The 24,590-nt window shown below is 50.9% G+C and carries 23 protein-coding genes, 1 other RNA gene and 1 other annotated feature; of the genes, 12 read left to right on the forward strand and 12 right to left on the reverse strand.

Annotated features, from left to right (window positions below; genetic code table 11):
• Positions 1-40: 40 nt before the first annotated feature.
• The 3 genes from dnaX to Z042_RS21600 all read right to left on the reverse strand — a co-directional run bounded on the left by dnaX (position 41) and on the right by Z042_RS21600 (position 3,163).
• On the reverse strand, positions 41-1,999 hold the full coding sequence (dnaX, locus tag Z042_RS21590; protein WP_024913911.1) for a DNA polymerase III subunit gamma/tau: 1,959 nt from the start codon (positions 1,997-1,999) through the stop codon (positions 41-43).
• Positions 644-708, reverse strand: a sequence feature (DnaX frameshifting element). Its footprint overlaps the gene before it by 65 nt.
• An 89-nt stretch (positions 2,000-2,088) precedes the next feature.
• Entirely contained in the window at positions 2,089-2,640 is a 552-nt protein-coding gene (gene apt, locus Z042_RS21595; protein WP_024913910.1) for an adenine phosphoribosyltransferase, read from the reverse strand.
• Between the two features lie 142 nt (positions 2,641-2,782).
• Positions 2,783-3,163, reverse strand: coding sequence for a DUF454 family protein (locus Z042_RS21600; RefSeq protein ID WP_024913909.1), 381 nt, complete (start codon positions 3,161-3,163; stop codon positions 2,783-2,785).
• 146 nt (positions 3,164-3,309) lie between these two features.
• Between Z042_RS21600 and priC the strand changes: the two genes are divergently transcribed.
• Positions 3,310-3,846 (forward strand): primosomal replication protein PriC, encoded by a 537-nt coding sequence (gene priC / locus Z042_RS21605; protein WP_024913908.1) that lies wholly within the window; start codon positions 3,310-3,312, stop codon positions 3,844-3,846.
• 95 nt (positions 3,847-3,941) lie between these two features.
• Positions 3,942-4,121, forward strand: a complete 180-nt coding sequence (rsmS, locus tag Z042_RS21610; protein ID WP_024913907.1) for a pleiotropic regulatory protein RsmS — start codon at positions 3,942-3,944, stop codon at positions 4,119-4,121.
• 162 nt (positions 4,122-4,283) lie between these two features.
• Here the strand turns inward: rsmS and Z042_RS21615 are convergent, their stop codons facing one another.
• Entirely contained in the window at positions 4,284-4,637 is a 354-nt protein-coding gene (locus Z042_RS21615; protein ID WP_024913906.1) for a DsrE/DsrF/TusD sulfur relay family protein, read from the reverse strand.
• A 10-nt stretch (positions 4,638-4,647) separates the two neighbouring features.
• On the reverse strand, positions 4,648-5,313 hold the full coding sequence (gene acrR / locus Z042_RS21620) for a multidrug efflux transporter transcriptional repressor AcrR (RefSeq protein WP_024913905.1): 666 nt from the start codon (positions 5,311-5,313) through the stop codon (positions 4,648-4,650).
• 142 nt (positions 5,314-5,455) lie between these two features.
• On the opposite strand from acrR, the gene Z042_RS21625 reads away from it, so the two are divergent.
• The 6 genes from Z042_RS21625 to Z042_RS21650 all read left to right on the forward strand — a co-directional run bounded on the left by Z042_RS21625 (position 5,456) and on the right by Z042_RS21650 (position 12,028).
• Positions 5,456-6,652: an efflux RND transporter periplasmic adaptor subunit gene (locus Z042_RS21625; RefSeq protein ID WP_024913904.1), complete on the forward strand. Its 1,197-nt coding sequence runs from the start codon at positions 5,456-5,458 to the stop codon at positions 6,650-6,652.
• A gap of 30 nt (positions 6,653-6,682) precedes the next feature.
• Positions 6,683-9,829, forward strand: coding sequence for a multidrug efflux RND transporter permease subunit AcrB (acrB, locus tag Z042_RS21630; protein ID WP_024913903.1), 3,147 nt, complete (start codon positions 6,683-6,685; stop codon positions 9,827-9,829).
• A 171-nt stretch (positions 9,830-10,000) separates the two neighbouring features.
• A complete protein-coding gene (locus Z042_RS21635) occupies positions 10,001-10,258 on the forward strand; it encodes a type B 50S ribosomal protein L31 (RefSeq protein WP_024913902.1) in 258 nt (85 codons plus the stop codon).
• Positions 10,259-10,270: 12 nt separating this feature from the next.
• Complete coding sequence (gene ykgO / locus Z042_RS21640) at positions 10,271-10,411, forward strand: type B 50S ribosomal protein L36 (protein WP_024913901.1); 141 nt, start codon at positions 10,271-10,273, stop codon at positions 10,409-10,411.
• A 994-nt stretch (positions 10,412-11,405) separates the two neighbouring features.
• The gene (gene tomB / locus Z042_RS21645; RefSeq protein WP_024913900.1) at positions 11,406-11,774 is read left to right on the forward strand and encodes an Hha toxicity modulator TomB; all 369 of its coding nucleotides are present in this window, start codon (positions 11,406-11,408) and stop codon (positions 11,772-11,774) included.
• 50 nt (positions 11,775-11,824) lie between these two features.
• The gene (locus Z042_RS21650) at positions 11,825-12,028 is read left to right on the forward strand and encodes an HHA domain-containing protein (RefSeq protein ID WP_024913899.1); all 204 of its coding nucleotides are present in this window, start codon (positions 11,825-11,827) and stop codon (positions 12,026-12,028) included.
• A 616-nt stretch (positions 12,029-12,644) separates the two neighbouring features.
• On the opposite strand, the gene ffs is transcribed toward Z042_RS21650, so the two are convergent.
• An RNA gene (ffs, locus tag Z042_RS25340) (signal recognition particle sRNA small type) lies at positions 12,645-12,741 on the reverse strand.
• 154 nt (positions 12,742-12,895) lie between these two features.
• Here ffs and Z042_RS21660 point away from each other — a divergent pair.
• The gene (locus tag Z042_RS21660) at positions 12,896-13,210 is read left to right on the forward strand and encodes an MGMT family protein (RefSeq protein WP_024913898.1); all 315 of its coding nucleotides are present in this window, start codon (positions 12,896-12,898) and stop codon (positions 13,208-13,210) included.
• Positions 13,211-13,388: 178 nt separating this feature from the next.
• Complete coding sequence (gene tesB / locus Z042_RS21665; RefSeq protein WP_024913897.1) at positions 13,389-14,252, forward strand: acyl-CoA thioesterase II; 864 nt, start codon at positions 13,389-13,391, stop codon at positions 14,250-14,252.
• An 83-nt stretch (positions 14,253-14,335) separates the two neighbouring features.
• Here the strand turns inward: tesB and amtB are convergent, their stop codons facing one another.
• From amtB to Z042_RS21690, 5 genes are all read right to left on the reverse strand, one after another.
• Complete coding sequence (gene amtB, locus Z042_RS21670) at positions 14,336-15,622, reverse strand: ammonium transporter AmtB (protein ID WP_037407182.1); 1,287 nt, start codon at positions 15,620-15,622, stop codon at positions 14,336-14,338.
• Between the two features lie 37 nt (positions 15,623-15,659).
• Positions 15,660-15,998: a P-II family nitrogen regulator gene (gene glnK / locus Z042_RS21675; RefSeq protein ID WP_024913895.1), complete on the reverse strand. Its 339-nt coding sequence runs from the start codon at positions 15,996-15,998 to the stop codon at positions 15,660-15,662.
• A gap of 289 nt (positions 15,999-16,287) precedes the next feature.
• Positions 16,288-18,066 (reverse strand): SmdB family multidrug efflux ABC transporter permease/ATP-binding protein, encoded by a 1,779-nt coding sequence (locus tag Z042_RS21680; RefSeq protein WP_024913894.1) that lies wholly within the window; start codon positions 18,064-18,066, stop codon positions 16,288-16,290.
• The gene (locus Z042_RS21685; RefSeq protein ID WP_024913893.1) at positions 18,059-19,834 is read right to left on the reverse strand and encodes a SmdA family multidrug ABC transporter permease/ATP-binding protein; all 1,776 of its coding nucleotides are present in this window, start codon (positions 19,832-19,834) and stop codon (positions 18,059-18,061) included. The genes Z042_RS21680 and Z042_RS21685 overlap by 8 nt, the downstream gene beginning before the upstream one ends.
• 68 nt (positions 19,835-19,902) lie before the next feature.
• Positions 19,903-20,364 (reverse strand): Lrp/AsnC family transcriptional regulator, encoded by a 462-nt coding sequence (locus Z042_RS21690; RefSeq protein WP_024913892.1) that lies wholly within the window; start codon positions 20,362-20,364, stop codon positions 19,903-19,905.
• Between the two features lie 121 nt (positions 20,365-20,485).
• Between Z042_RS21690 and Z042_RS21695 the strand changes: the two genes are divergently transcribed.
• On the forward strand, positions 20,486-21,526 hold the full coding sequence (locus tag Z042_RS21695; protein ID WP_024913891.1) for a PLP-dependent cysteine synthase family protein: 1,041 nt from the start codon (positions 20,486-20,488) through the stop codon (positions 21,524-21,526).
• Positions 21,527-21,760: 234 nt separating this feature from the next.
• Here the strand turns inward: Z042_RS21695 and cof are convergent, their stop codons facing one another.
• On the reverse strand, positions 21,761-22,579 hold the full coding sequence (gene cof / locus Z042_RS21700; protein ID WP_024913890.1) for an HMP-PP phosphatase: 819 nt from the start codon (positions 22,577-22,579) through the stop codon (positions 21,761-21,763).
• 164 nt (positions 22,580-22,743) lie between these two features.
• On the opposite strand from cof, the gene Z042_RS21705 reads away from it, so the two are divergent.
• Entirely contained in the window at positions 22,744-24,453 is a 1,710-nt protein-coding gene (locus Z042_RS21705) for an SgrR family transcriptional regulator (RefSeq protein WP_024913889.1), read from the forward strand.
• Positions 24,454-24,590: the final 137 nt, after the last annotated feature.

The following is a 24,590-nucleotide window of genomic DNA, read 5'->3' on the forward strand; positions in this document are numbered from 1 at the left end:
TTTTCTCTCACATAGCATTGGCCGCGCAGGGTGCGCCGCGTTAAACAGGGCGAATACTCTCTTCATCCAGATCCGCGTCGAAGAACCGACACAGCGTCTGGATATGCGTATCCGCAATAATGGACTGACGCGCCTGCGCCAGTTTTTCTTCATAAATGACTTGCCGCCACTCCAGCGGCGTTCGCTCCGCTGGATTATCATCTTCCACCACGATGAGTTCAACCGGGCTGCCATGCAGCTCGCCGAGTGCATCAGCCAGCATCTTCTGCGCCGAAGGCGAATTCAGATGGCGCTGTGAAGATCGCAAGTGGAGACAAATTCTGCCCGGTTCCGGCTGCTCTTTAAAGGCGTTCAAGGCCAGTTGCTGAACCAGTTTCGGTATTTGGAGCCGATCAATTTCCGCCGCCCAAGCATCACGAACCATAGACTCAACCACCAGTTTAGCCGACAACTCGGGCGTTTTTTCATGCTCAAGCGCCGTCCGCAATGCTTTTGGGGTAGCCAATGGTTCAGGAACGGCTTCTGGTTCAGTCTGCGCACGCCAGCGATAGGCTTCGGGCTTAGCCGGTTTTTCCGCCACCACCTTTTCCGCCTGACGCTTCTGGCTACGCTCAGTCACGGAAGCCAACCGCTCCAGCGCTGAGTTTACCGGCCGCGCTGCTCCTGGCGCCGCCGGTTCACTCTTTTTTGGTGTGGATGCCCCCTGCTGCCGCAGCAACTGGGTGCGAGCTTTTAACAGTTGCGCGGTAGCATCGGGTAAATGAGTAAGCTGGTTATCCGCCGGTGGCACAGCCGATTGGCCCAACGGCGGTGCCTCCTGCAAGTGCGTTGGTGGTGCAGATGCCATATTGTTCTGCGGTTGCGCCAATAGGGCTTGTTCCTGCACCAGCGCAGCGGGCTCTGGGATCACCGCTTTCGGGTGAAACGCCAGCGCGCGCAGCAGGCTCATCTCAACCCCCATACGGCGATCTGGTGCATAAATCAGCTCTTTACGCCCTACCAATAAGGTTTGGTAATAAAGTTGCACGTCTGCTGGCGGTAAAGTACGCGCCAACTCACGTAAACGCTGTTCGATGGACGCATAGTGATTATCCAGCATAGAAGGCAACACTTGAACCATCGCAATACGGTGCAACAAAGCCAGCGTCTCCACCAGCAGGCTTTCCCAATCTACGCCGCGCGAAGCGGCTTGTGCCACCTGCTCCATCACTTTTTCACCGTCGGCGCTGACCAATGCTTCCAGAATCGCCAACGGCTGTTCATCGTCCAATGTGCCAAGCATCTGGCTGACGGTGGCGGTGGTCACCTGCCCTTGCCCCATGGCAATGGCCTGATCGGCCAGACTGAGGGCATCACGCATACTGCCATCGGCCGCCCGCGCCAGCAACTGTAGCGCCCGAGCATCACTGGTAATGTGCTCTGCCTGCAAGATGGTTTCCAGTTGGCTACGGATCTGCTCAACGTCCATCGCTTTCAAATGAAATTGTAGGCAACGCGACAGGATGGTCACCGGCAACTTCTGCGGATCGGTCGTCGCCAGCAGGAATTTAACGTGTGAAGGCGGCTCTTCCAGCGTTTTCAGCAGCGCATTAAAGCTGTGGCGCGAGAGCATATGCACTTCATCGATCAGGTAAACTTTGAAACGACCACGTGCAGGTGCGTATTGCACGTTGTCCAACAGATCGCGGGTATCTTCCACCTTGGTTCTGGATGCCGCATCGATCTCGATCAGATCGACAAAACGCCCCTGCTCAATCTCGCGGCAGTTGTCACACTGCCCGCAAGGGGTAGCAGTGATGCCGGTTTCACAGTTCAAACCTTTGGCCAGCAGGCGGGCAATGGTGGTTTTACCTACCCCACGCGTGCCCGAAAACAGATAGGCGTGATGGAGCCGCCCAAGCTTGAGGCCGTTAGCCAGAGCCATCAGGACATGTTCCTGCCCGACGACATCTGCAAATGTTTGAGGGCGCCACTTACGGGCGAGAACCTGATAGCTCATTGATACCGGAGAAGTTGGATAATCTGGAGGGCCATGCTAACACAGCCCCGTGGCGTTCTGCGAGGCTGTTCTAGCCATGTTGCTGTGGCTCAATGCCCTGCAAAATTGACCAGGCAATAACAATCAATGCCAAGGTCATTCAAACGCGCTTCACCGCCGAGATCCGGCAGGTTGATAATAAACGCCGCATCTTTCACTTCACCACCCAGGCGGCGGATCAGCGTTGCGGTGGCTTCGATGGTGCCCCCGGTAGCTAACAGATCGTCCACCACCAGCACTTTGTCGCCTGCCACAATAGCATCGGTATGGATTTCCAGCCGATCGGTGCCATATTCCAGCTCATAGCTTTCGCTGAGAGTTGCACGCGGTAATTTACCCGGTTTGCGCACGGGTACAAAGCCGATGCCCAACGCCAGCGCGACGGGAGCACCAAACAGGAAACCACGTGCTTCAGTGCCCACCACCTTGGTGATCCCTACATCACGGTAACGTTCAACCAACAATTCAATGCTGGAAGCGTAAGCTAACGGGTTTTCCAATAGGCTGGTGATGTCACGAAACAAGATGCCCGGTTTCGGGTAATCGGGAATGGTTTTGATACTGTCTTGAATAAACTGAAGCTGCTGCGCAGTCGCGGTCATAATGATTGCCTGATAAAACTACTTGATAACTGCCACACAGGCTTTTCACTCCGGCAGGGCAATCCCTTATGGCACGAAAACCTGCGCTCGAAACGCCCAAATCTATGCAAAATACGCGATAAATGCAACCGACGCCGCGTGTTCAGCGCGGTTTTTGTTGTTCCTGATCAAGGACCGGCAACCGTAGCATAAAGATCAGCAATACGACCAGAATCACCAGCAATATTCCCCGTACCCACCAGAATTTCACCCACCAAAGGGAAACGGCAAACGTCAGTATAATCAGTAACACGGCTTTCGTTTTAGCGCCTGCGGGTAATGCACGATGTTGTTGCCAGTATCGGATATAGGCACCAAACCATGACCGATACAACAACCAATGATGGAAACGCGGGGAAGAACGGGCAAAACACCATGCCGCCAGTAACAGGAAAGGCGTGGTCGGCAACAACGGCAACACGACGCCCAGCGTTGCCAGCACCACCGCTAGCCAGCCCAATATCATCAATAACCAACGCGTCATGCCTATCCTTATCCTCATCATCGCCCACGTACTGTACCATCGGGAGCCTTAATCCTGCCAGTTGAGCGGTTTATCCATTCGTGGCTTGTTTCAGAAACTATTCACGGGCAAGCTTAGGTCAATAAGGCTTTGCCAGAGGATATTCCGTGAGTACACAGCACTTATTACAGGCTCTTGAACAGCAAATCGCCACCTTGGCCGGTGAAATTCAACCGCATGGCGATATACCTATCCCACAGGCTCGCTTTGACGTGGTGCTGTTTTCTAGCCATGGCACACGCTTGCGTGACTATCTGGCCGAAGTGCAGAAGAATTTTGCTCAACTACAGGCGGCGGTGAAGGATAATCACCTCTCGCATGTCGCCTTTCTGGCGGAAAAACTGGTGGCACAACTCACCGCTCTACAACGTGAAATGGCCACTCAAGCGCTAAGGCGCAAAAACCAGCCGAAAGAAGCGATCGCGGCCGATCTCTATCATAAACTGGCCGAACATCAGGATTATGAGCGCCGTTTGCTCGCCATGATTCAGGATCGTGAAAGCCTGTTAGGGAGCCAAACCACCCTTGCGGCCCAACAAAAATTGCAGCGTGAATTGGCGGCAATAGAAGGCAGGCTAGTCCGTTGCCAGCAGGTATTAGCGCGTATTGAGCGTAGTATCGAACGAAAAGAAAACGGTTTTTGAATATTTATCACATTATTTGAATGATTATTCCCACCCCCACACGATATTCACTATACTCTGCCAAAACAGTACATCATTTACTCAACGTTGGACTTATGTCTCTAGAAAATGCGTCTCCAGAATTACAACTTGCGGTAGACCTGATCTACCTGCTGGAATGTAACGAAATCGATCCGGCAACCGCGCTGGCGGCCTTGGATATCGTCAGAAAAGATTATCAGGAAAAGATGCAGCGGGCGGGCGTTACGTCATTCTATCGACCAGTAGGCCAGTAGGCCAGTAATAAGAGAGCAAACCTATATTCACACCTCCGCTAAAGATAGCCACGCTGCGGGTGTTTCCCACATTTTACCTCCCGATGATCTCACTCTGCCGCCAACCGCTTTTGCGGCCTGCTGATACGCACCGCCACAGCAAGCCCTGAAAAGTATTCTGACTCAGAAGGCCAACACTTTTTCTGCCGCCAGCGTCCATTGTGCCAGTTCCACCAGCGTACCGATCTCAACCCCCTCAGCCAGCGCCAATTGGCTGACACCGCGCGCATCGGCGCAGGTTTTACACAATTTCACCGGCACCTGCTGCGCCGTCAGGATTTCCAGCATTTGTTGCAAATGATAGCCCTCGCGCGGTTGTTGCCCGGCAATACCCGCAACCACGGCATCGGACATCAGAAACAGTTTGAGATTCAGATCGGGTTGCTGCTCTTTCAACGTAATGGCCAAACGCAACGCATTGAACAACGACTCTTGACCGTAAGCCGCACCGTTAGCGATCAATAAAACGGATGACATCTTGTTCTCCTTATAAAGGTTGACGATCTGCCCGCTCTTGCGGTTGCACACGCAGGGCTTGGCTAAGCTGTGTCATTTCGAGAAAAGAATCGACTAATACACTTGCCTCTGCCTTCAGATCAAAGCTTTTCGGCATAAATAGCCAGTTTTCCATCAGGCCAGTGATATAAGCACGTAATATGATAGCGGCACGGCGGGTGTGTAAATCGGCAGGTAACTGCCCTTGCTCCATACTGTTACGCAGCACGCGCTCAATGCGATCATAACATTCCAGATAGAGCTCTTTACGTGCTTCATACAGCGGCAGCATCTCACCCACAAACTCGCACTTGTGAAAAACAATCTCCATCAAGGCGCGCCGATGAACATCATCAACCGTGGCCGTTAAAATATAAATCAAGATCTCTCTTAAAATACGCAGTGGATTATCAGGAAACTTTGCCTGATACTCTATCTCCAGGTCGCTTATTTTTGACTCTGACAATTCCCAAACTTCATTGAACAGTTCGACCTTATTTTTGAAGTGCCAGTAAATCGCACCGCGCGTCACCCCCGCTGCGGTAGCAATATCTGTTAGTGACGTTGCCGAAACGCCACGTTCAGAAAATTCTCTTACCGCAGCGTCAAGGATCTGTTGGCGTGTTTCCAGCGCCTGTTGTTTGGTTTTTCGTGCCATGATGTTGCTTTTTAGGGGAAGTGTGATTTACATACATTCGCGAATGTATGTACCATAGCACGCACATAAGATTAGCGCAGCAATGGGTTTTAAAGCTTGTGATCCATTGATTATTTTGAAATCGGACACTTGAGGTTTTTCTATGAACAAAAACAGAGGGTTAACGCCTCTGGCGGCCGTTCTGATGCTTTCAGGCAGCTTAGTGCTTATAGGATGTAACGATAAAGAAACTCAGCAACAAGGTGCCCAACACCCCGCTCCCGCAGTGGGGGTTGTGACATTGAAGGCTGAACCTCTCAACATTACTACTGAGCTTCCTGGCCGCACCGCAGCCTATCGCATTGCCGAGGTTCGCCCTCAGGTCGGTGGCATCATCCTGAAGCGTAACTTCACAGAAGGCAGTGATATCAAGGCTGGGGTTTCACTCTATCAAATCGATCCGGCAACCTACCAGGCTGCTTACGAAAGCGCTAAAGGCGATCTGGCCAAGGCTCAGGCCGCCGCAGAAATCGCCCGTTTGACAGTGACACGTTATAAACCGTTACTGGGTACCAATTACGTCAGCAAACAGGATTATGACACTGCCGTTTCAACTCAGCTGCAAGCCAACGCCGCCGTTGTGGCAGCCAAAGCTGCTGTAGAAGCCGCACGCATTAATCTGGCTTACACTAAAGTCACTTCGCCGATCTCTGGCCGTTCCGGTATATCCACCGTGACCGAAGGGGCGCTGGTTTCCACCGGGCAAGCCGTTGCCTTAACCACCGTTCAACAACTTGATCCGATGTATGTTGATGTCACCCAGTCCAGCAATGATTTCCTGCGTCTGAAACAGGAACTGGCTGACGGTACCCTGCAACAGGAAAACGGCAAAGCCAAGGTAAAACTGCTGCTGGAAAACGGGCAGGTCTATGAGCATGAAGGAACATTAGAGTTCTCTGATGTGACCGTTGACCAAACCACTGGCTCTATCACTATCCGCGCGATCTTCCCTAACCCAAACGACGCACTGCTGCCAGGCATGTTTGTGCGTGCCCGTCTGGATGAAGGCGTTCGCAACGATGCTTTATTGGTTCCGCAGCAAGGTGTAACACGTAACCCACGTGGTGAAGCTACCGCCTTGGTGGTTGGCGCTGACGATAAAGTGGAACTTCGTATGCTGACCGCCGCACAGGCTATTGGCGATAAATGGCTGATCACTGATGGCCTGAAATCCGGCGATCGCGTGATTATCAGCGGCTTGCAGAAAATCGGCCCGGGAATGCAGGTGAAAGCTCAGGAAGCGAATAGCCAAGAGCCCGCACAGCCGCAGACACCGTCTGAATCCGCGAAAAAGTCATAAGAAGAAGTCATAAAAAGGAGCCGGTAATACATGGCTAAGTTCTTTATAGATCGCCCCATTTTCGCTTGGGTCATCGCCATTATCATTATGTTGGCGGGTTTGCTGGCGATTGTGAAACTACCGATAGCGCAATATCCCACGATTGCGCCACCGGCAGTGACTGTTTCCGCTAACTACCCAGGCGCTGACGCTCAAACGGTGCAGGATACCGTGACGCAGGTTATCGAGCAGAATATGAACGGTATCGATGGCCTGTTGTATATGTCCTCCAGCAGTGATTCATCTGGCAACGTGCAGCTTACGCTAACGTTCAATTCGGGTACTGACCCGGATATTGCCCAGGTGCAGGTGCAAAATAAATTGCAGCTGGCTATGCCATTGTTGCCGCAGGAAGTGCAGCAACAAGGCGTCAGCGTGGAGAAATCAAGCAGCAGCTTCTTAATGGTAGCGGGTTTCATTTCCGAAGACGGCAGCATGACCCAAGAAGACATCGCGGACTACGTGGGCTCCAACATCAAAGATCCCATCAGCCGTGCTTCCGGTGTCGGTACCGTTCAGTTGTTTGGTTCCCAATACGCCATGCGTATCTGGATGGACCCAAACAAATTGAACAATTTCCAACTGACGCCTGGAGATGTTATCACCGCTATCAAGGTGCAGAACAATCAGATCGCCGCAGGCCAACTTGGTGGTACACCACCGGTTAAAGGCCAGCAACTGAACTCTTCGATCATTGCGCAAACCCGCCTGACATCGCCGGAAGAATTCGGCCAGATCATGCTGAAAATCAATCCCAATGGTTCACAGGTTCGTTTGCAAGATGTTGCAAAGGTTGAATTGGGCGGTGAAAGTTACAGTGTGATCGCACGTTTTAACGGTAAACCCGCAGCAGGTCTTGGGATCAAACTGGCTACCGGTGCCAACGCACTGAGCACGGCATCAGCAGTTAAAGCAGAACTGGCCAAGCTGGAGCCTTTCTTCCCAAGCAGCCTGAAAGTGGTTTACCCCTACGACACCACCCCTTTCGTTAAGATCTCCATTAACGAAGTGGTTAAAACCCTGATTGAAGCGATCATCCTGGTATTTATGGTGATGTACCTGTTCTTGCAGAACTTCCGCGCCACGCTGATCCCAACTATCGCCGTGCCAGTGGTCTTGCTAGGAACGTTCGCCATTCTGGCAGCCTTCGGTTATTCAATAAATACCCTGACGATGTTTGGCATGGTGCTAGCGATAGGCCTGCTGGTGGATGATGCCATCGTGGTGGTGGAAAACGTTGAACGCGTGATGGCGGAAGAAGGTTTGCCACCGAAAGAAGCCACCAAGAAGTCGATGGATCAGATCCAAGGTGCTCTGGTGGGGATCGCGTTGGTGCTGTCTGCGGTCTTCGTTCCAATGGCTTTCTTTGGGGGATCAACCGGGGTTATTTATCGCCAGTTCTCAATTACTATCGTCTCTGCGATGGTACTGTCGGTATTGGTGGCGTTGATTCTGACACCTGCGCTGTGCGCAACCATGCTCAAACCGATCCCGAAAGGGAGCCACGGTGTGACTACCGGGTTCTTCGGCTGGTTCAACCGCCTGTTCGAAAAAAGTACCCATCACTACACTGACAGCGTAGCAAACATTCTACGCAGTACTGGCCGTTATCTGGTGATTTACCTGCTGATTGTGGTTGGTATGGGGGTGCTGTTCCTGCGCCTGCCTTCTTCATTCCTGCCAGAAGAAGACCAAGGTATGCTGTTGACCATGGTGCAAATGCCCGCAGGTGCTACCCAAGAGCGTACCCAGAAAGTGCTGGAGGAAGTGAACGATTACTTCCTAACTCAGGAAAAAGACAACGTTAACTCCGTATTTACCGTTAACGGTTTCGGTTTCAGCGGCCAAGGGCAGAATACCGGCCTGGCATTCGTCAGTTTGAAAGACTGGTCTGAACGCCACGGAGAAGGAAATAAAGTACCAGCCATTGTAGGCCGTGCGATGGGCGCCTTCTCGCAGATTAAAGATGGCCTGGTATTCGCTTTCAACCTGCCTGCGATTATTGAACTGGGTAGTGCAACCGGTTTTGATTTCCAATTAATCGATCAGGGTAACCTGGGGCATGAAAAACTGACCCAAGCCCGTAACCAACTGTTGGGCATGGCGGCAGAGCGCCCAGATATGCTGGTTGGTATGCGCCCGAATGGTTTGGAGGATACACCTCAGTTCAAGCTGGAAATCGATCAAGAAAAAGCTTTAGCACTAGGTGTGTCCCTAAGCGATATCAACACCACTCTCAGCTCGGCACTCGGCGGTTCCTACGTCAATGACTTTATTGACCGTGGCCGAGTGAAGAAAGTTTACCTACAGGCGGAAGCGCCGTTCCGTATGCTGCCAAGTGATATTGATAACTGGTATGTTCGAGGCAGTTCCGGCCAGATGGTGCCATTCTCCGCTTTCTCCAGCGCGAAGTGGCAATTCGGTTCACCACGTCTGGAACGCTATAACGGCCTACCTTCCATGGAAATTCTGGGCCAGGCAGCACCAGGCAAGAGTAACGGTGAGGCCATGAATCTTATGGAAGAACTCGCTGCCAAACTGCCAAGCGGTATAGGCTACGACTGGACCGGGATGTCCTATCAGGAACGCCTGTCCGGTAATCAGGTGCTATCACTGTATGCCATTTCGTTGGTTGTGGTATTCCTGTGTCTGGCTGCACTATACGAGAGTTGGTCAATTCCCTTCTCGGTTATGCTGGTCGTTCCGCTGGGTATAGTGGGTGCATTAGTAGCAACGACGCTCCGTGGGCTGGAAAATGACGTTTACTTCAAGGTAGGCCTGCTAACGACCATAGGGTTATCGGCGAAAAACGCGATATTGATCGTGGAATTCGCCAAAGACTTGATGGAAAAAGAAGGCAAAGGCCTGATAGAAGCCACCTTGGATGCCGTACGTATGCGTTTGCGCCCCATTCTGATGACCTCACTGGCATTCATTCTTGGGGTAATGCCGCTGGTCATCAGCAGTGGTGCGGGCTCAGGTGCACAGAACGCCGTTGGTACCGGTGTTATGGGCGGGATGGTGGCAGCAACCGTATTGGCCATCTTCTTTGTACCTATGTTCTTCGTGGTGGTACGCCGCCGCTTCAGCAAGAAATCTGAAGACCTGGAACACAGCCATCCGGTTAAACATCACTGATATTTTTACTCATTAAAAAGAAGACCGCTCTGATGCGGTCTTCTTCTTTTCCTGCCCTCGTTAATAGAAATCATTCCCATTAAATCACCTGCCAATGCATTTTGTGCTTGATCCGCTTTATTGTGTACCTTATATTTATTGTTATATTATAACATATCATTCGGGTTCATTATGAAAGCAAACATTCATCCAGACTACCGTATCGTGGTATTCCACGATCTTAGCGCCAATACCTATTTCAAAGTAGGTTCAACCATTAAAACCGATCGTACCGTCGTTCTTGATGGTCAAAACTGGCCTTATGTCACAATTGATATCTCTTCTGCTTCACATCCGTACTACACCGGTAAGCAGAAAGAATTCTCGAAAGAAGGTAGCACTGCCCGCTTCCAGCAACGTTTTGGGCGCTTCATCGGCAGTAAAAAATAACAGGGGGTTATCATGCAGGTTCTGAGTTCATTGCGTTCGGCAAAACATCGCCATCCTGATTGCAAAGTGGTGCGTCGCCATGGCCGTATTTACGTAATTTGTAAATCCAATCCGCGATTTAAAGCGGTACAGGGGCGGAAGAAAAAACGTTAGTATCTTTTAGATCCCCCTGTGAACGGTGCGCTAGCAGGGGTATCTGCATCTCCAACATTAACCATATTGGTGTCGTTTTCATCAACTCTCTATGGGCAAGATGAGTATTGGTAATTCGTCAATAAATTCAATCGGCTAAATATATCCGCATCATAACTTATAGTATCTTACCGTTGCGTTGTCATAACAACACTCCCCTTCCTCATGAACACAAGCCACAACAAGGCCAATAGCACCCTGATCCCACCTGAGTTAGCTCATTGAGCGCAAAGGCTAGCAAATAGTAAAAAATTTATTTAGCAAAAAGTTTATCCCCCCAAGGGTGAAAAAGGAGTAAGATAGAGGGTGAACTCTGGTACAACTTAGAACCTATTCCTGTAGGTATAATTGTTGCTGGTGGTATGGGTACGAAAAAACCTACACTTATAGGCACTCAAAGATTAGGGCTTTCATTTGAGCATGGCTTTGGCTCAAGATGGCAAAACTAATAACTTATCGTGATAGGCTATTAGTTTTGTTAGGCTATTATGCGTTTTTTGTAAATGTTCAAGAAAGTGATTGATGATACATGACCTAAACAGCCGCCACTTTGATTGTTTTTTTATTCAGCGAATGTGTGCTGCTTTAAACACGCATTAAAAACGCCTGAAATCAAAAGTTCAGGTAACAACGGTTATTCAATAAGTTATCGTTACCAATGGTCAAATTTTAGCAAGCATTGAGATATCAGTAATGTATAGGTATATTAATGATAACGTACTTTTAGTGAGCCGGAAAAGAGCCAGATATTCGGCGTAATTGATTCACCTGCTCTCACTAACGGCTGCTTAATTGTAAGTTTGAGTAATAAAAACAGGCCAGATGGCGAAAAATGATTTATATTTATTACACGGAAGGTCTATTTGGTCATTGTTAAGCTGCTTCCGTTTATGATGTAAATCAGTGTACTCACAGAGTGTTATCAACACCGAAATTAAGATTTACGGGAGATGATATGGATGAGTATTCGCCAAAAAGGCATGATATTGTACAACTCAAGTTTTTGTGTGAAAATTTGTACGACGAAGGCATGGCCACTTTGGGTGACAGCAACCATGGCTGGGTAAATGACCCAACATCCTCCGTCAATCTGCAGCTTAACGAGTTGATAGAACATATTGCTTCGTTTGTAATGAGTTTTAAAATTAAATACATGGGCGAAAGTGATTTGTCAGAGCTTGTCGAAGAGTATCTCGATGATACCTATACATTGTTCAGCAATTACGGTATTAATGATTCCGACCTGCGTCGCTGGCAAAAAACCAGGGCGCGATTATTCGGGATGTTCTCAGGCGAAGGCATCTATACGACGATGAAAACTTAGGGGATAATTGTCCCCAGACAATTTTACGGTTAATAAGATTAAAGGTTACCATGACGAAAATTGACTATCTGATGCGTTTGCGTAAATGCACCACAATTGACACTCTGGAACGTGTTATAGAGAAAAATAAGTATGAGCTCTCGAACGATGAGTTAGAGCTGTTCTATTCCGCAGCTGACCATCGCTTGGCTGAACTCACCATGAACAAACTGTACGATAAAATCCCAACTGCTGTTTGGAAATATGTAAGATAATCAAAGTAACTTCGTGTTGAGCCGATAGAACTATCGGCTTCAATGGTTACTCTGAACAGGCGTTGTTCTTACAAGTTCAGGTTTCTTTTACATTACTGAAATGTAAAAATGAGCAAACTCTGCATTTAATTAAAGCAGATGGTTTTTCCTTGCTGTGTATCAACGGTACAGTGCTATTAGTTAACGGCCAATGCAAGTGGTTAACTTTTCATCACTCAAATATATTTTATACAATTGAGATAAAATAGTAATTATTGTTCAGTAATGTATCACTCCATACAAACTATCGAACCCAGTAACGCATTTAAATCCAGGCAACAATATTTCGTTATCCCTTCGATCCACGGATATTCCCTTTGCTAACACCACTACCCCAATAGCACTAGAATCAGTGATGGCATTTTGCCAATCTATCGCCACTACAGCAACGTTTCCTGCCACAGATAATTTCAAACAGGGACCTGAGCATAAGATAATGCCGATACTACAAAGGAACATGTCAAAACGACATAGAATTATAGCGATACACAAAAGTTGTACCACTTAAGCTTGTCAGGCATGGATTAAGTACTTTATCTCATTAAGCATGAAGTACTTAGCCAGAAATTGGTGGGGGCCCTGCCAGCTACATCCCGGCACACACGTCACTTGCTACGGCTGCTTCCTTCCGAATCTGACCGAGTTCACAAGTTAGTATTGCGGGAGAACCAACAGGGCCCCCATTGACGGCTTCGTTCACTATGAAGCGGTGGGCATTATCAGCGATGGCCAGCCAAATAGCAAGCCAACCCAGACTAACAGCTGTTTTCTTACCCACACCTACTGTGGCACACTCCTATACTGAATTTATGCAGCGGGAAGAAGGACATGGAGCCAGAAGAGGCCACATTTCGTCAACGCGTGTTTCATGTGATTGCCGCTATCCCTTACGGTAAGGTGACAACTTATGGCGAAGTCGCTCGGCTGGCAGGCTCATCGCGTGCTGCACGCCAAGTTGGCGGGATTTTAAAAAAATTACCGGAAGGCAGCACCCTGCCATGGCATCGAGTGATCAACCGCTACGGGCAGATTTCGTTACAGGGTGATGACTATACACGCCAAAAACAGGCATTGCTTGTTGAAGGTATCGCGTTCACTGCGCAGGGCAGCATCGATCTGTCGGTTTACGGCTGGTGTTGGTAAAAACCGCTAAAATAAAATTAACAAATGCGTACAACACACGCACTCCATTATCCATTAACCGTCAGCTATCTGCCTCTAAAAGCCAATTAACGCCTAATAGAGATAATGCAATATATTAATGTCTTGCCGTATTATTCCGCACACTGCGTAACATGATGATGAAAAGGGTGACTACCTTATGAGCCAGGCACTGCAAAACCTCCTCAACCTGCTGAATCTGGAGAAAATTGAAGAAGGCCTGTACCGTGGCCAAAGTGAAGACCTGGGGTTACGCCAAGTATTTGGTGGCCAGGTTGTTGGTCAGGCACTGTATGCCGCCAAACAGACCACCCCCGAAGAACGTAGCGTTCATTCGTTCCACAGCTATTTCTTGCGCCCTGGTGACAGTAGTAAACCCATTATTTATGACGTAGAAATTCTGCGCGACGGTAACAGTTTCAGCGCACGCCGCGTCAGTGCCATTCAGCATGGTAAGCCGATTTTCTACATGACTGCGTCTTTCCAAAGCCCGGAACAAGGATTTGAACACCAGAACACCATGCCGGATGTGCCACCGCCAGAGGGGCTGCTGTCGGAATCAGAAATAGCCCAAAAGCTGTCACATATGCTGCCAGAGAAGGTGCGGGATAAGTTTATCGGTCAGAAGCCGATTGAGATGCGCCCGGTGAAATTCCATAACCCACTGCAAGGCAGTGTGGAAGCCCCCTATCGTCATGTCTGGTTCCGCGCCAACGGCACGATGCCAGATGACCTACGGACCCATCAATACTTACTGGGTTACGCCTCAGACTTCAACCTTCTGCCCACCGCGCTGCAACCGCATGGCGTGGGTTTTCTTGAACCAGGCATGCAAGTGGCAACCATCGATCATTCGATGTGGTTCCATCGCCCTTTCCGTATGGATGACTGGTTGCTGTACGTGGTGGATAGCCCCTCAGCTTCCGGTGCTCGCGGGTTTGTCCGTGGTCATTTCTATACCCGTGCAGGGGTGTTAGTTGCCACTACGGTACAAGAAGGCGTTATCCGTCAGCGCGATGTATAAAAGAAAAAGGGCGATAACATTATCGCCCTTTCCATCTGGTTATTTATTGTTCGCCACTCAACACCCGCGTTTTTCACAACCTTTTACTGGTTGTATGCGTTCTCGCCATGGCTGTTGACGTCCAAGCCTTCGCGTTCTTGCTCTTCCGGTACACGCAGCCCGACAACGGCCCCGGCGACTTTAAAGGCAATAAACGCTGCAACGCTTGACCAGACCAGAGTAATCACCACGCTCAGTAACTGGACCCACACCTGATGAGCCATGGTGACGCCAGCAGCGTAGCCAGTTCCCCCCAGTGAAGCCGCGGTGAACACCCCGGTCAGCAGGCAGCCCACGATACCGCATACGCCGTGAACGCCGAACACATCGCAGGTATCATCCACTTTCAGCCATTTCTTCAGTATCACCACCCCCCACAGGCCAGCAACACCGCCGATCAGGCCGATAATCAATGCTCCACCCACACCGACAGTCCCCGCAGCTGGCGTAATCGCTACCAGCCCCGCGATACATCCAGAGCACGCCCCCAGCAGAGAAGGCTTACCGCGCAGTATCCACTCAGCGAAAGTCCAAGAGAGGATCGCCCCCGCCGTCGCCACCACCGTGTTCAGAAACGCCAGGGCAGCAATGCCGTTGGCCGCACTGGCAGAACCGGCGTTGAAACCAAACCAACCGATATACAGGATCGAAGCCCCGGTAAACACCATTGGCAGGTTATGTGGTTTGAACGCTTCTTTACCAAAACCGGCACGTTTACCCAGCAAGTAAGCACCAACCAACCCCGCGCTGGCAGCGTTGATGTGCACCACGGTGCCACCGGCAAAATCCAGCGCGCCATCCATTGCCAGGAAACCACCTCCCCATACCATATGCGCAATCGGCAAGTAGGAAATCGTGAACCAGATGGCCGCAAAAATCACCACGGCGGAGAAACGGATGCGTTCGGCAAAGCCACCTACCACCAGCGCCACGGTGATACAGGCGAAAGAAGCCTGAAATGCGACATGGATCATTTGGTTAAACGTGCCAGTTACGCTATCAATACCGATCCCTTTCAGCATCACCGTCTGAAAACCGCCGAAGAAAGCATTACCTTCGCTAAAGGCCAGGCTGTAACCGTAAAGGACCCACAGTACACACACCAGGGCAAAGGTCACCGTCACCTGTGTCAGCATCGAAAGTACGTTTTTACCACGCAGTAAACCACCGTAAAACAAAGCGATACCTGGTAAAGTCATGAATAACACCAATGCGGTGCAAATCATCATAAAGGCATTGTCAGCCTTATCAGCCACCGCCGGAGCGGCCAGAGCCAAAGAAGGAACCAGGGTTACCGTACTCAGGCCCAACATGGATAAAAGTTTCTTCATTATCAATCCATCCCCATTTACTTGACTGAGCCTGTAATTACAGTGCGGCTTCGTCTGTTTCACCGGTGCGAATACGAATAACACGTTGCAATTCGGCAACGAAAATTTTGCCATCACCAATTTTGCCGGTGTAAGCCGCTTTGCTGATCACATCAATCACTTCATCTAGCTGGTCGTCGGCGATAGCAATATCGATTTTGACTTTAGGCAAGAAGTTGACGCTGTATTCAGCACCACGATAAAGCTCTGCATGCCCCTTCTGGCGGCCAAAACCTTTGACTTCGGTTACAGTCAGCCCCTGAATACCTACAGAGGATAGGGCTTCACGCACGTCCTCTAACTTGAATGGTTTAATCACCACGGTAACCATCTTCATATTGCCTCTCCACGAATTAAGCCCAAAAACTCACCCCTGGTACGAGTCTTATAAAGCAAAGGCTATGCCATAAATGATTTCGTCGGTGAATTCAGCCAATGACAAGGAGGCCTTCATCAGCATTATGTGGTGGCATGAATAATCAACGCATTGCAATGCACCATTTTGGGGCATTGCGCGTCAAAAATGTGCAGTTTAGACAGAAAGAAAAGGGGAAATGCCTATTGATGGTGCGAAAAGCCATGGCCATCTAAAATGTATCCGCCAGCGGCTGGCGCTGACGGATATCTTATGCCGGTTGAATCTCCTCACGCGTGGCAGCGACCAGTTCTTCGCCGGCCAACTGCAACTGGTACATTTGGTAATAACGCCCTTGCTGTGCCAGCAGTTGCTGATGGTTCCCCTGTTCCACCGCATGGCCACGGTGCAAGACCAGGATGGAATCGGCATCAACGATGGTTGAAAGACGGTGTGCAATCACCACCAGCGTGGTGTGTTCACGGATCAGGCGTAACGCTCGCTGAATCGCCTGTTCCGTGCCCGAATCGATATTGGCCGTGGCTTCGTCCAAAATCAGGATCTGTGGGGCCTGTACCAATACACGCGCCATCGCCAGCAACTGTTTCTGGCCAACAGACAAGTTATTGCCCTGCTCCCCCAAACGCGTCTGGAGCCCCTGAGGGAATGACCGCACCAGCTCAGCCAACTGTACCGCTTCCAGCGCCTGCCACACGGCCTCTTCACTGATGTTACGGCCCAGCGTCACATTCGCCAGCACCGATTCAGCAATCACCACCGGGTCCTGCTGCACCATCGCAATGCCCTGCCGCAAGGTTCGGTGTGAAAAGCTCGGCAATGGGCGCCCATCGACACGCACCTCCCCGCTATCCACTGGATAATAGCCCATCAGCAGGTTAGCCAACGTGCTTTTGCCACTGCCGGTATGCCCGACCAATGCCACAAAACCCCGCGCGGGCACGGTCAGCGAGACATGCTGCAATACTTTTTTGTCATCACGATAGGCAAAGCTCAGATCGTCAATCTCGATACGGCCGCTTTCCAATGGACGATCGTCCGTACCATAATTCTGCTGGCTGCGATCCATCAATTCAAAAATGCGTTCACCGGCAACCACCGCCTGTTGCAAAATAGATTGCTGCGAAGTCAGCTCAATCAGCGGTTCATTCAGGCGACCAAGATAGTTGATGAAGGCATATAGCACGCCCACGCCAATCACCCCCTCACCACTGAAACCAAACAGCATCAGCAGGCCGCACAATACCAGCGCAGAAAACAGACTGAGCAGTGGTCGCAACAAAAAACCATCCAGACGTAGCGTCTGCATACGTGCAGTATAGTGCGAACGGCTGGCTGCACTCATGCGCTCACCAAAGCGTTTTTGCTGGCGGAATTGCTGGATTACCGCCATCCCATTGATCACTTCATTGAAACCATCGTTGATATCCGCCAGATAGCTGCGCATCCGGCGCACAATCGGCGTACTGTAATATTGGTAAATCCCCATCACTATCAGCACCGCAGGGAAAATGCAGATCGCCACCAGTGCCATACGCCAATCAAGGCTGAACATCGCTACCAACATCGCACCGATCAACGCCGCACTTTTCAACACGGTGGCAACCACCATCACATACAGATCTTTAATCACTTCGGTATCGTTAGTGACTCGCGATATCAGTTGCCCAACCGGCTGGGTATCAAACGCGCTCAACGGTTGGCGTAACGCCGCATCCATCACGTCAGTACGCAATCGCTGCACTACTCCCACCGCCGCCTGATTAAACAGCAGAGCCTGGAAATACTGCAACGCAGCGGCCAACAGTTCGAGCAGTACGTAAGCCACCGCCAACCCGCTAACAATCATCAGGGGTAATTGCCCCTTGGCAACATAGTTATCGATGAAATAACCGATCAGAATTGGCCCTGCAACTTCCGCCGCCGCCGCGATCCACAACATCAGCACCGCCAGCCCCAGCGGTTTACGGTAAGGTGAACCATAAGCCAGCAATCGTTTCAACGTTGGCCACAGTTCTCGCATCTTATTCATCAGCCAGCGCCTCCTCAGCGGTTTCCGGGGCTTCATCCAGCGCGGCTTCCAGTTGCTGGTAACGATACATATCACGATACCAACCAGGCTGTGCCGCCAAGGATGCATGTTGCCCACGCTGGGTAACCGTACCCTGCTGCAACACCAGAATTTCATTAGCTTCGGTCAGGGCAGAAAGACGGTGCGCACTGATGATCAGCGTACGGTTTTGCCCCCAGTTGCGCAGGTTATGCAGGATCTGATGTTCCGTCCGGCCATCTACCGCAGAAAGTGCGTCGTCAAGGATCAGGATTTCCGCCTCCAGCAACAGCGCCCGTGCAATGGAAATACGCTGTTTCTGACCACCGGAAAGCATTACGCCGCGCTCACCCACTTCGGTTTCATACCCCTGCGGCAAACGCAGAATGTCTTCATGCACGCTGGCCAGATGTGCAGCCTGTTCAATCTGTTCCTGCGTTGCCGCAGGATTACCGAGAGCAATGTTATTTGCCACACTGTCGGAAAACAAAAACGGCGTTTGGCTAACGACTGACAGACGTGAACGCCATACATCAAGCTTGAGCTGGGTCAGTGGCAGGCCGTGATAACTGATTTCGCCCTCATCTATATCAAACTGGCGCTGAAGCAGAGCCAACAGCGTCGATTTCCCCGCGCCGGTTGGCCCGCAAAGACCAAGCATTTGCCCAGGTTGCAACCGCAACGCAACGCCATGCAGCGCTGGCCTGCTGTTTTGCGGATAATGGAAAGCGTTAATCCCTGCAACCAGTTGGCCGCGCCCGGTGGGCAACTCAGACTCACCGTCTTTCACCGCTGGGGCTTCTTCCAGTAGGCTACGAATGCGGCTATAGGCCGCGCTGCCGCGTTCAACGATGTTGAACATCCAGGCCAATGCCAGCATCGGCCAGATCATCAGGCCGAGATACATCACAAAACTGGTCAATTGACCAAGCGTGAGTGAACCATTAACCACCATCCAACTGCCCCCGCCGATCGCCAACAGATTAGAGGCACCGATAGCGATATAAATGGTGGGGTTGAAACGGGCATCAACGTGCGCCACGTACATATTTTTCGCACCGGTCTGTGCCGCCACCTCGGCAAACAGTTTGGATTGATGATTTTCCAAACCAAAAGCTTTGATCATGCGGATACTGGTCATACTTTCCTGAGCCTGATCGTTCAGGCTGGAGAAGGCTGCCTGCGCTGATTTAAAACGTTGGTGCAGTTGATCGCCGTAATACTTGATGGCGATGGCCATTATCGGCATTGGGATCAACGCAAGCAACGTCAGTTGCCAACTGATTTGCGTGCTCATCACCAGTAACACCACCAGCCCCATCACCAGCGAATCCACCAGCGTCAGTACTCCCTCCCCGGCAGCAAATACCACGCGATCCACATCATTGGTGGTGCGCGCCATCAGATCACCAGTACGATGGCGCAGATAGAAGGCCGGATTCTGGCGACTAAGCTGGTGATAGAAGTTTTCACGCAGTTCCACCGCTAACTGATAAGCAGCCCCAAACAACCACACCCGCCACACATAGCGCAGCAGGTAAACTACGATTGCGGTGCCGAGCATCAGCCCCAACCAAGCCATCAGTACACGGGTGGACATCTGTTTCCCGCTGACACCATCAACAATAATCCCCACCAATTTAGGCGGCAGCAGTTGCAGAATGGCGATAATGATCAGCAGCATCACCGCACCAAGATAGCGACGCCACTCGCGGCGGAAATACCAGCCGATTTGAGCAAATAATCTCACGCAGTTTTATTCCCGATAGATAGAAATTGCAGCTCCGCAACTCCAAAAAACAAGATGAAATGAACTTTTCACTCCGGCACCGGCAGTGCAGTAGTGTATTTGATTTTTTCCATCGCAAAACTGGAAGTCACATCAATTAACCCCGGCACACCGGTCACCAGGCGCTTGTAGAAATTGTCATAACTTTTCATGTCGGCCACTTCAACCTGCATCAGGTAATCGTATTCCCCTGTCATGCGGTAAAATGCCAGTACCTCAGGCATTTGCGTTGTGAGTTCAACAAATTTCTGATACCACTCACCGCTGTGCTGCTGGGTTTTAATCAGCACAAACGCCGTCAATCCAAGCCCAAGTTTTTCATTATCCAGCAGTGCGACACGCGCACGAATATAGCCTTCGTCCTCCAGTCTTTTCAGCCGTTTCCAGCACGGGGTAGAGGTCAGATTCACTGCTTCAGCCAGAACCTGCAACGATTGCGTACAGTCTTGTTGCAGCATACACAACAGTTTGCGATCTGTTTTATCTAACATGGCGCTATCCAGAGAAAATTTTTCTCTCATTAAGCGATTAAACAGGAAAAATGGCAATCCTTTTTTCCCCATGAAACGCTATGCTACGTCATCAATACGTTGTTTACTCTGAGAGCTGATCATGACAAACGCTTGGGTAAAATATGCCATCGGTGAAATAGAAGCAGATTTTCAGCGCTCCGCCGACACGCACTTGATACGCCTGAATCTGCCAGAGTTTCCCGGCATCTGTCTTTATCTGAAAGATGAAAGTACCCATCCAACGGGTAGCCTGAAGCACCGGCTGGCACGTTCGCTGTTTCTTTACGGCCTGTGTAACGGTTGGATCACCGAGAATACCACCATTATTGAAGCCTCCTCCGGCAGCACTGCGGTGTCAGAAGCTTATTTCGCCCGGCTGATTGGCCTGCCATTTATCGCCGTGATGACTTCTGGAACTGCCCGCCGCAAAGTCGAACAGATTGCGTTCTACGGCGGGCGTTGCCATTTCGTCGATCATGCTGCACAGATTTATGCCGTTTCAGAAGCGTTGGCAAAAGAGCTGAACGGCCATTATATGGATCAGTTCACCTTCGCCGAGCGGGCAACCGACTGGCGCGGCAACAACAATATTGCCGACAGCATCTTCCGCCAGATGGCGCGTGAACCCTATCCGATTCCTAAACATATCGTAATGAGCGCTGGTACCGGTGGTACTTCCGCCACTCTGGGGCGGTATATCCGTTACCAAGGCCACGATACGCAGCTTACCGTAGTCGATCCAGAAAACTCAGTGTTCTACGATTGTTTCCACCATGGCGATCACACCATCAGCGGCAGTTGTGGCAGCCGTATCGAAGGTATCGGCCGCCCCCGCGCCGAGCCCTCGTTCATTCCTTCCGTGATCGACAGCATGTTATGCGTGCCAGACGCTGCTAGCGTGGCTACCATACACTGGCTGGAAAATGTACTGGGCCGTAAGGCCGGGGCTTCTACCGGAACCAATGTTTGGGGTGCGCTGCAACTGGCGAAACAGATGCGTGAAAAAGGCGAACAGGGGGCGATCGTTACCCTATTATGCGACAGCGGGGAGCGCTATCTGGATACTTACTACAACCCTGAATGGGTCAGTGAGCACATCGGTGATCTGAAACCTTATTTGGTGCAGTTGGCAAATCTGTAAACGATGGGAATAAAAAAGCCGGGTAGTCTACCCGGCTGGCTATATACCCTAAATAATTCGAGTTGCAGGACAAAAACACAACACGTTTTTGAACAGCGTTTGCGCTGGCCCCGAAGGGTGAGCCTCAATCATGAGGCTCATAATCCCCAGGAGCATAGATAACTATGTGACTGGGGTGAACGAACGCAGCCAACGCGCATGCAACTTAAAGTATGACGGGTATAAAAGGCTCCGTTATACGGGGGTATAGGGGGAGCATGGTGAACGCAGCCAATGTTGTAAATAGTGGGCCACCGCCTGTTGTTCACAATGGCCAATAACGGGTAGCTCTGGAAGAGACAATTTCAATTGTGGTAACGCATTCCCCATCACCACACCGTGGCCAACGCCAGCCAACATCTCCTTGTCATTCATCGCATCGCCAAACGCCATGCAATCCGCCATCGTAAAACCCAGATGACCGCTCAGTTTACTCAGCGCTGCACCTTTATTGCAGCCCAGCGGCAACACTTCAAGGCACTCATAAGCCGAGAAGCACAAATCAACCCGCTCACCAAAATGCGACTGCAATTGTGCCTGCAACTCAATCAGCACATGATGAGGAGCACAAAAACAAACTTTGCTGTTACCAAACGCAGGGAGACGCCGTAAGTCGGTCAACTGAAACTGAAAACCGCTAAGATGGTGGGCTTGCAGCATTTCCGGCACCGCGTGTTCGGTCAGCCAACCTTCATCACGGAACACATGCAGGCTGGCCGGGGTATCCCAATCGGTATGCAAAATATCTTCGGCAATCTCGGCAGGTAAATCCGTGGCATACAACTGTTGCCCCTGCTTGCCGTAAACGCGTGTACCATTGCCGGTAATGAGATAACCCTGTAGACCCAGCTGCGCCATGATCGGTTGCGCATCAAGGTAGTGCCGCCCAGTGGCAAACGTCACCACCATGTTTCTATCGGTCAACTGATTCAACGCGGCCAACGTTTCCGGCCCAATCCGGTGATCGGGCGTCAGCAAAGTGCCATCCATGTCAAAAGCAGCCAGACGATACATAAAGATCCTCAAGGAATGTCACCAATAGAGGGGGACGGTGAGCGTTATTACAATCGCTACAGTATGAGATAGTATTTACGGAAGTAATAGTGAACAATTCAGGAAAATACTTCCTGATTTATAGCCCATGTCAAATTGCGGCTCGAAAGATAGAGGATATTACGATGCGTCTGGTTCATCGTCTCAGCCAGTATCAACGCCTGTATCAGCAGCTCGGCAACGCACCTGTAGCTATCACCGTCGCGGAACTGGCTGCAATGTTTTATTGCAGCGAACGCCACACGCGCACGCTGGTACAACAACTGCAAGAACAGGGCTGGCTGAGCTGGCACTCCCAAGCCGGGCGCGGCAAACGTGCACAGTTACAATGCCTGAAAACACCCGATGAACTGCGTGCAGCCCATTTACAACGCCTGTTGCAGCAAGGTGATCATCAGGGCGCGCTGGAAATGGCGCAATTAGCCCCTCAGCACCTGCAAGAACTGTTGAGCCCACATCTTGGCGGCCAATGGCAGGAAGGCAGCCCAACGCTGCGTATTCCCTATTACCGCACGTTAGAAAAACTCGATCCACTAACGCTAAGTGGCCGAGCCGAGCAACATTTAGTCGCCACGGTGTATGCAGGCTTAACACGCTTTAATACCGGCAACCCACAACCCCAGCCGGATTTGGCACATCATTGGCAGATCAGTAAAGATGGTCTGTGCTGGCAGTTCTTTTTGCGCAGCCAATTGCGCTGGCATAACGGGGAACCCCTGACTGGTCAGCAATTGCTGCAAACGCTGAATAAACTACGCCAGCACCCCCGCAGCCAACCGCTATTGAGCTGCGTGGAAACCATCAGCCTGCCGCATACCTTGTGCATCCAGTTCGATCTGCATACCCCAGATTATTGGCTGGCACACCGGTTAGCGGAGCTGCCCTGCCTGATTAACCACCCCGAATACCCGGTGATAGGTGCCGGGCCGTTCAAACTGGCGCTGAACGATCCTCAACTCGTGCGGCTAGAGCAGCACCCTTATTACCATCTGCAACACCCTTATCTGGAAAGCATTGAGTATTGGATCACGCCAGATTTACTCACCAGCGGTAATGACACCAGTTGCCAGCATCCAGTACGGATCACCATCGGCCAACAGGAGGAATTGGCACTGGCGCGGCCGGTGCAGCGCAGCATAAGCCTGGGTTGGTGTTATCTGGCGCTCAACCAGCGGCGTGGAAGGCTCAGTGAAGCCCAAGGGCAAAAGCTGCTGATGCTGATCCAGCGTTCAGGGCTGCTGGCTAATCTCCCCATACCCAATAGCGTGATTACCCCAAGCCACGAAATGCTACCTGGGTGGAGCATTCCCGAGCACCTGATTGAGGAAGTTAACCTGCCCGCCAAGCTCACTTTGCTCTATCGCCCACCGGTTGAACTTGAAACGCTGACACAATTTTTACAACAGTTGCTGGCGGAACAGGGTTGCGAGTTAGAAGTGCATTATTATTCCGGTAAACGCTGGCAAAGTGCCGAACAACTCGCTCAGGCTGACCTGCTTCTGGCAGATAATCTGATTGGTGAAGCGCCAGAGGCCACGCTGGAAAGCTGGTTACGCCGTGATGTACTTTGGCAAGGCATTCTGACCGAGGAAAACTGGCAGCACCAACAGCAAATCTTGCGCCATATACAGCAGTTTCCTGATCAGCAGCAGCGCTACAATCAATTGAAAATCTATTACCAACAGTTGATGAAGGCAGCAATCCTGACGCCGCTGTTCCACTATCAATATCAGGTCAGCGCACCGCCACGCATTCAAGGGGTAACCCTCACCGCCCACGGTTGGTTTGATTTTTGCCAAGCCTGGCTACCACCGCCGCTGGAGAACCATAAGTGATAACTTCCCCCATGCATCTCCTACGGTAGATGTGCTCTATCTGCTACTATCACCAGCGCAAGTGTCATTCGCCCCTCAGTAATGCAAACCGCTCACTGAGAGGATAAACCAGCCGCCCGAATGTATATCGGGAATGG

It is taken from the genome of Chania multitudinisentens RB-25 (assembly GCF_000520015.2).
In the GTDB taxonomy this organism is placed as follows: Bacteria; Pseudomonadota; Gammaproteobacteria; order Enterobacterales; family Enterobacteriaceae; genus Chania; species Chania multitudinisentens.

Bases quoted from the DNA above. Each gene is read 5' to 3' on its own strand.
- Z042_RS21615 (WP_024913906.1), bottom strand. From the start codon at position 4,637: ATGTCATCCGTTTTATTGATCGCTAACGGTGCGGCTTACGGTCAAGAG.
- ykgO (WP_024913901.1), top strand. From the start codon at position 10,271: ATGCAGGTTCTGAGTTCATTGCGTTCGGCAAAACATCGCCATCCTGAT.
- Z042_RS21650 (WP_024913899.1), top strand. From the start codon at position 11,825: ATGACGAAAATTGACTATCTGATGCGTTTGCGTAAATGCACCACAATT.
- Z042_RS21690 (WP_024913892.1), bottom strand. From the start codon at position 20,364: ATGTTAGATAAAACAGATCGCAAACTGTTGTGTATGCTGCAACAAGAC.
- Z042_RS21680 (WP_024913894.1), bottom strand. From the start codon at position 18,066: ATGAATAAGATGCGAGAACTGTGGCCAACGTTGAAACGATTGCTGGCT.
- Z042_RS21705 (WP_024913889.1), top strand. From the start codon at position 22,744: ATGCGTCTGGTTCATCGTCTCAGCCAGTATCAACGCCTGTATCAGCAG.
- tomB (WP_024913900.1), top strand. From the start codon at position 11,406: ATGGATGAGTATTCGCCAAAAAGGCATGATATTGTACAACTCAAGTTT.
- acrR (WP_024913905.1), bottom strand. From the start codon at position 5,313: ATGGCACGAAAAACCAAACAACAGGCGCTGGAAACACGCCAACAGATC.
- amtB (WP_037407182.1), bottom strand. From the start codon at position 15,622: ATGAAGAAACTTTTATCCATGTTGGGCCTGAGTACGGTAACCCTGGTT.
- tesB (WP_024913897.1), top strand. From the start codon at position 13,389: ATGAGCCAGGCACTGCAAAACCTCCTCAACCTGCTGAATCTGGAGAAA.
- Z042_RS21600 (WP_024913909.1), bottom strand. From the start codon at position 3,163: ATGACGCGTTGGTTATTGATGATATTGGGCTGGCTAGCGGTGGTGCTG.
- Z042_RS21660 (WP_024913898.1), top strand. From the start codon at position 12,896: ATGGAGCCAGAAGAGGCCACATTTCGTCAACGCGTGTTTCATGTGATT.
- acrB (WP_024913903.1), top strand. From the start codon at position 6,683: ATGGCTAAGTTCTTTATAGATCGCCCCATTTTCGCTTGGGTCATCGCC.
- dnaX (WP_024913911.1), bottom strand. From the start codon at position 1,999: ATGAGCTATCAGGTTCTCGCCCGTAAGTGGCGCCCTCAAACATTTGCA.
- rsmS (WP_024913907.1), top strand. From the start codon at position 3,942: ATGTCTCTAGAAAATGCGTCTCCAGAATTACAACTTGCGGTAGACCTG.
- Z042_RS21695 (WP_024913891.1), top strand. From the start codon at position 20,486: ATGACAAACGCTTGGGTAAAATATGCCATCGGTGAAATAGAAGCAGAT.
- glnK (WP_024913895.1), bottom strand. From the start codon at position 15,998: ATGAAGATGGTTACCGTGGTGATTAAACCATTCAAGTTAGAGGACGTG.
- cof (WP_024913890.1), bottom strand. From the start codon at position 22,579: ATGTATCGTCTGGCTGCTTTTGACATGGATGGCACTTTGCTGACGCCC.
- Z042_RS21635 (WP_024913902.1), top strand. From the start codon at position 10,001: ATGAAAGCAAACATTCATCCAGACTACCGTATCGTGGTATTCCACGAT.
- Z042_RS21625 (WP_024913904.1), top strand. From the start codon at position 5,456: ATGAACAAAAACAGAGGGTTAACGCCTCTGGCGGCCGTTCTGATGCTT.
- apt (WP_024913910.1), bottom strand. From the start codon at position 2,640: ATGACCGCGACTGCGCAGCAGCTTCAGTTTATTCAAGACAGTATCAAA.